The following is a 5,688-nucleotide window of genomic DNA, read 5'->3' as shown; positions in this document are numbered from 1 at the left end:
TCAGGTTTCTTCCAACCTGACGGGTTTGCCAGCTTCGCTGGGCAAACAAAAAAACCGCGCTATATTAGCGCGGTTTTTATTTATTCTCGGCAGACTATAAACGCTGACGCCCTGCTAATGAGTGCGATAGCGTTGTACCATCAACAAGCTCTAACTCACCACCAACAGGAACACCATGAGCAATACGGCTCGCTGGTACATCATATTCATGACATAACTCAGCAATGTAATGCGCTGTGGCTTCCCCTTCAACCGTAGGGTTAGTTGCAAGAATTATTTCACTGATATTTTCATGCTGTAATCGATTTTCAAGACGGTCAAGACCAATATCAGAAGGTCCAATACCATCAAGTGGTGACAAGTGCCCCATCAATACAAAATAACGGCCAGAAAATTGTCCTGTTGCTTCTACTGCAACAATATCCGCAGGGCTTTCAACAACACAAATTAATCCGTTTTCTTGGCGGCGAGGATTCTCACAAATTGCACACACATCATCTTCAGTAAATGTTCGACAATCACGGCAATGTCCAATTTCAGTCATGGCCTGACTCAGTGCATCTGCAAGTTGTAAACCACCTTGGCGATTACGCTGTAGCAAACTAAAAGCCATACGCTGTGCTGACTTAGGACCAACCCCCGGTAGACAGCGTAAAGCTTCCATTAAATGCTCCAGTAAGTGACTGGTACGCATTAATTAGAATGGCAGTTTAAAGCCAGCAGGTAGGTTCATACCGCCAGTTACTGAAGCCATTTTTTCTTTTTGTGCTTCTTCGATACGACGAGCAGCATCGTTAAATGCCGCTGCGATAAGATCTTCTAGCATGTCTTTGTCATCTTCCATTAGACTTTCGTCAATTTCAACACGACGAACACTGTGGCTACCAGTGATAGTAACTTTAACAAGGCCAGCACCTGATTCACCAGTTACTTCCATGTTTGCTACTTCTTCTTGCATCTTCTGCATGCGCTCTTGCATCTGCTGCGCCTGCTTCATCATGTTACCCATGCCACCTTTACCAAACATATCTCTTCTCTCTCTCTATCTTGGTCTGGTTAAAAACCTTTAAATTGGTCGAACACTGTCTTCATCAAGTTGAGCCGCAAAACGCTGACAAATAAACATCACATTTTGATCATTATCTAAGCTCTGTTTTGCCTGTAACAACTTATGCTGATACAGCTCTTCACGTAATTCTAACGGTGTTTTTCCTTCTTCACCCAGTACGATATTCAACATGACAGGGTGTCCTAATACGGAACTTAATGCACTACATAATTGCTCTTTCGCACGCTCACCATTTAAATGCTGTTGTGATGCACGTAAATGCAATGTGATTTGATCACCTTGCTGCTCAAAAGAAGAGTTCAATGCTAGCTGCTGGATTAATTTACCCACATCTAACTGCGTCACTAAGTTTGCCCAACTATCCTGATTTGCCGCTTCATTGACAAGTATTTTTGTCATTTCAGGCGTTTTTTCGTGCTCCAGTGCTTTCTTTAAAACACGTGGAGCAACATCGACTTTTTTAGCCTCTTCGACATCAGGTTTTGCTGTCGGTTTCCAACGGTACTCTTGATCTTTTTTCTCTTTCTGTTCGGCAGGAAGATCCGACGTCAGCATCGCACGTGAAGCACTCGTAGGCATCGCCTTTTGCTTACTAGCAACGCGATCTAATACGGAAGTTGCGACTTTTTTAGCTGGCGTCGTTGGAGCCTTTTTTACCGATGATACCTGTGCATCATCATGACCACGCTGTTTCTGGCTGCGTAATCTATTACGCGCAGCCAATAAACCACTGGCCGCCGATCCAGAACGTGGTGTGTCAGTCTGTACCGTTGATGCTTCTGCCACATTCATCGATTGTGATGCATTTGGTGCAATGTCTTGAGAACCTTGTGGCGTAACAGATTGTGATTGAGCGCTTGGCTGAATAGGTGCAACTTGCGGCTCTGAGATCATTGGCTGTGCTGGAGCCATATTCTTCTCTGGATTAGACGCCACATTAGGTTGTACTGGTGACTGTTGTGGCGCGACTTGAGCTGTTGGCTCTGTATGTGCCGCTTGCATTTGTGCTTTTAATGCTTGAACACGAGAGACACCTTGTTGTGATCCTGTTGGGTTAGACGCTACAGCTGGTGCTGTCGTGACAGGTTGAGCGTTAGGAACATTGATCGATTGTGGTTGGATCCCTGATGAAACAACAGGTCTAAATGCCAACATGCGCAATAACACCATCTCAAGTCCAGTGCGACCATCAGGGGCATAACCTAAATCTTGACGACCTTGCAACGCGATTTGATAACATAATTGTACATCTTGTGGCGTCATCAATTGGCTCAACAAGCTAATACGCTCAGCATCTGGCAACGCATCATCTAAACTCGCCGGTAATGCTTGATACATAGCAACACGGTGTAATTGACTAGCCAATTCACGTAGTAAGCTATCCCACTCAATACCAATATTCGCAAGTTCTTGTAGGCTATTCATCGCAACATTAGCATTAGCTTGCGCAACAGCTTCAAGTAAGAATAACGCTTGATCTGTGTCTAATGTACCAAGCATTGTTGCAACATTATCTATCGCAACTTGACCATTTCCTAAAGCAATAGCTTGATCGGTTAAACTGAGCGCATCACGCATACTGCCTTCTGCGGCGCGCGCTAATAAACCTAATGCCTTAACTTCATACTCGACTTTTTCTTCAGTGAGTACTTTTTCTAATTGCGCTTGAATTTGTTGATGATCAAGATGCTTTAAATGGAACTGCAAACAACGAGATAAAATCGTAACAGGAAGCTTTTGTGGATCCGTCGTCGCTAAAATAAATTTAACATACTCCGGTGGCTCTTCTAATGTTTTAAGTAAGGCATTGAAACTGTGGCGAGATAACATATGTACTTCATCGATCAAGTACACTTTAAAGCGCCCACGAGCAGGCTTATACTGAACGTTATCAAGCAGTTCACGAGTATCTTCTACTTTGGTACGAGACGCCGCATCAATTTCTAATAAATCAACAAAACGCCCTTCGTCAATTTCTCGACACGTAGCACATTTACCACAGGGTGTTGCCGTGATCCCTTCTTCACAATTCAGTCCTTTGGCGAAAATGCGCGCAATGGTTGTTTTACCCACACCACGAGTACCGCTAAACAAATAAGCATGATGAAGGCGATTTTGCGTTAACGCATTGCCTAAGGCTGTCAACACATGTGACTGACCAACCACATCAGAAAACTGAGATGGACGCCATTTACGGGCCAGAACCTGATAACTCATTAATAACTACCTTACTCTATCTAGACAGCGTCTTATAAATACACTCGCCTCTATTTCTATTATTATCTAAACCTTATTTTAGATACCAATAAAACAAATAGTTCGTAGAAAATAAGAGAAATACTAAGACATGATGTGTTGATGGTAAAACTTGCGCTAATGCTAGCATATTGCGTATTTTGGAGCGAGAGAAGAGACAATTGAGAGAGCAATCATTAAGCAAATAAACAGTAAGTAAACATCAAGCTTACTTACTGCTCATTGATCTATTTAAACTTAGTGACCAGGGAAGTCACAAATAGCATAAACATTTAAACCTAAACCTTGCAAACGTGCTTCACCGCCAATATCAGGCAAGTTAATAACAAATGCCGCATCATCGACAATACCACCTAAACGACGCACTAAATTTGTTGTCGCTTCAATGGTGCCACCTGTTGCCAGTAAATCATCAACAAGTAATACACGATCGCCCGGTTTGATCGCATCTTTGTGAATTTCTAGAGTATCTTTGCCGTATTCTAATTCGTAGCTTTCAGCAATCACTTCACGAGGTAATTTACCTGGCTTACGAACAGGAACAAAACCCACACCTAATTCTAATGCCAATGGTGCACCGAACAAAAAACCACGCGCTTCAGTACCGATGATTTTTGTAATACCTTGATCTTTATATTTTTCAGCAAGAATAGCAATTGTTGCACGGTACGCTTCAGGTTGCTCCATCAGGCTGGTTACATCACGGAATAAGATCCCCGGCTTAGGGTAGTCTTGAATTGATTGAATACTATTTTTAATCAAGTTAATTGTTTCTTGGTTCATAATCGTTTCCGTGCTTTCACAATGCTGATAAATATCAAGCGAGAAATAAAATGCCTATTGAATCGCAGGCAATATCATCAACTCCAACAGATAGTTCTCAGAATTATCTGTCATGAATTATTGATGCAGTTTATTGGTTTTCCTGTTTATCAGCAACTAGCTCGCCAGCCACAGTCTTATCAATTACTGTCAACCTATTAAAGAAGAAGAGTAATGTCATCGCCATAACCAGTAACATCACTTTATGCCACCATAACGGCACAAGAAAAATAGACAGTGTAAAACTGCACACTATCATGATATTACCACGGCGCTTTACCGTAGAAGAGACCGCACGATGTTGATACCAATTATCTAAAATCGGCCCAAAGGTAGGATGGTGACGTAGCCAGTGGTTTAAACGCGGTGAGCCTCGCATAAAGCACGCACTGGCTAGTAACAAAAATGGGGTTGTGGGCAACAGAGGTAAAAAAATCCCTATCACACCTAAGAGAACACACGTTGCCCCTGCAAATACATATAACGATGAAACAACTCTTGTTTTTAGATCGATATTCTGCCGCATTACTACGCTATTCCTTGTATCCATTGCTACCTCCATATTGAAGCAAGAGATAACTTTAGTATAGCGATGATTAAAACTTATAAATCAAATAATAACCGACAAAAAAGCGAATTAATCACAGAGCAAACTAGTTTAATAAAATCCCAAGTGAAGTCAGAATCGCAGGTAAAGTCGGTAAAGCGAGTACTAACAACAAACCAAAGAAATATTTCGCGCTATACGGGTCTTTAAATTCATGATCCATCTCTACTTCCTTATATAAGATAATTGACAGTGTCATTATGAAGACGCTGCATTTGTTATGTTTTGTTTTCATTTGTTACAAAAACATTTTATCTGATAATTTTTTTAGCAAAAACCGAAGAAAAATAGGGTTATTGATATAAATTCACACCAAGACTTGATTCAAATCACAACCCAAAAATAAATATCGAATAAACTAAAAATAGAACTTGAGGTATATGCTGATATTGGGATTTTTCGCTGCTCTCTTGTTTCATATCAATCCCCATAATTAATGACAGTGATGTTTAATTTCCTCTATTGAATCAATCATTACGGCAATGGTAGACATGAATTATCAACAATTTCAGAGCCCGCTAAATACAGAATTTTTAACCCTAGCGGAAGAATTAAAAAATAAAATACAGCTCAATAGCCTAGTTACTGATCCTGCAAAGATTAATGATGCAGAACTTAACGACCTGATTACGATGGCGAAAGCATCATTCATTCCTGCTCTTTTTGATACTGCAATTCGTCTTGAAAAAGTAGATGCCGCAGTCTGTTCATTTAAACTAGGTATGTATGGTTTATGTACTGATTGTGAAGAAGAAATTGAATACAGTGATTTAGAGCAAGATCCGGCACAACCTCGCTGTAAAGCATGCCGTGAACATAGTCGTTATCACCACGACTGATCTTCATTAATAAATGACATATAGAAAAGGCAGCGAATATCGCCTGTCTCTTATACACAAATCCCTAAGCTGCAGCTTGGGGATTTTTTTGAACT

At 41.0% G+C, this 5,688-nt stretch carries 6 protein-coding genes; 1 reads left to right on the top strand and 5 read right to left on the bottom strand.

What is annotated here, in order from left to right:
• Positions 1-94: 94 nt before the first annotated feature.
• The 5 genes from recR to I3259_RS19740 form a co-directional block, all read right to left on the bottom strand.
• Positions 95-694: a recombination mediator RecR gene (gene recR / locus I3259_RS19760; protein ID WP_005370467.1), complete on the bottom strand. Its 600-nt coding sequence runs from the start codon at positions 692-694 to the stop codon at positions 95-97.
• Between the two features lie 3 nt (positions 695-697).
• Entirely contained in the window at positions 698-1,027 is a 330-nt protein-coding gene (locus tag I3259_RS19755; RefSeq protein ID WP_005370465.1) for a YbaB/EbfC family nucleoid-associated protein, read from the bottom strand.
• A 39-nt stretch (positions 1,028-1,066) separates the two neighbouring features.
• The gene (gene dnaX, locus I3259_RS19750) at positions 1,067-3,286 is read right to left on the bottom strand and encodes a DNA polymerase III subunit gamma/tau (RefSeq protein WP_238031384.1); all 2,220 of its coding nucleotides are present in this window, start codon (positions 3,284-3,286) and stop codon (positions 1,067-1,069) included.
• Positions 3,287-3,562: 276 nt separating this feature from the next.
• A complete protein-coding gene (gene apt / locus I3259_RS19745; RefSeq protein WP_238031383.1) occupies positions 3,563-4,108 on the bottom strand; it encodes an adenine phosphoribosyltransferase in 546 nt (181 codons plus the stop codon).
• A gap of 130 nt (positions 4,109-4,238) precedes the next feature.
• Positions 4,239-4,673, bottom strand: coding sequence for a YbaN family protein (locus I3259_RS19740; protein WP_238031385.1), 435 nt, complete (start codon positions 4,671-4,673; stop codon positions 4,239-4,241).
• A gap of 572 nt (positions 4,674-5,245) precedes the next feature.
• Between I3259_RS19740 and I3259_RS19735 the strand changes: the two genes are divergently transcribed.
• A complete protein-coding gene (locus I3259_RS19735; protein ID WP_238031382.1) occupies positions 5,246-5,593 on the top strand; it encodes a conjugal transfer protein TraR in 348 nt (115 codons plus the stop codon).
• Positions 5,594-5,688: the final 95 nt, after the last annotated feature.

The sequence above is a fragment of the Photobacterium sp. Ph5 genome, assembly GCF_022129445.1.
GTDB lineage: Bacteria > Pseudomonadota > Gammaproteobacteria > Enterobacterales > Vibrionaceae > Photobacterium.
Note: the sequence above shows the minus strand (reverse complement) of the source record. Positions and strands in the feature narration are given on the sequence as shown.

What these genes read in the sequence shown, in the direction of transcription:
- dnaX (WP_238031384.1), bottom strand. Translation starts at nt 3,286, where the DNA reads ATGAGTTATCAGGTTCTGGCCCGTAAATGGCGTCCATCTCAGTTTTCT.
- I3259_RS19740 (WP_238031385.1), bottom strand. Translation starts at nt 4,673, where the DNA reads ATGCGGCAGAATATCGATCTAAAAACAAGAGTTGTTTCATCGTTATAT.
- I3259_RS19755 (WP_005370465.1), bottom strand. Translation starts at nt 1,027, where the DNA reads ATGTTTGGTAAAGGTGGCATGGGTAACATGATGAAGCAGGCGCAGCAG.
- recR (WP_005370467.1), bottom strand. Translation starts at nt 694, where the DNA reads ATGCGTACCAGTCACTTACTGGAGCATTTAATGGAAGCTTTACGCTGT.
- I3259_RS19735 (WP_238031382.1), top strand. Translation starts at nt 5,246, where the DNA reads ATGAATTATCAACAATTTCAGAGCCCGCTAAATACAGAATTTTTAACC.
- apt (WP_238031383.1), bottom strand. Translation starts at nt 4,108, where the DNA reads ATGAACCAAGAAACAATTAACTTGATTAAAAATAGTATTCAATCAATT.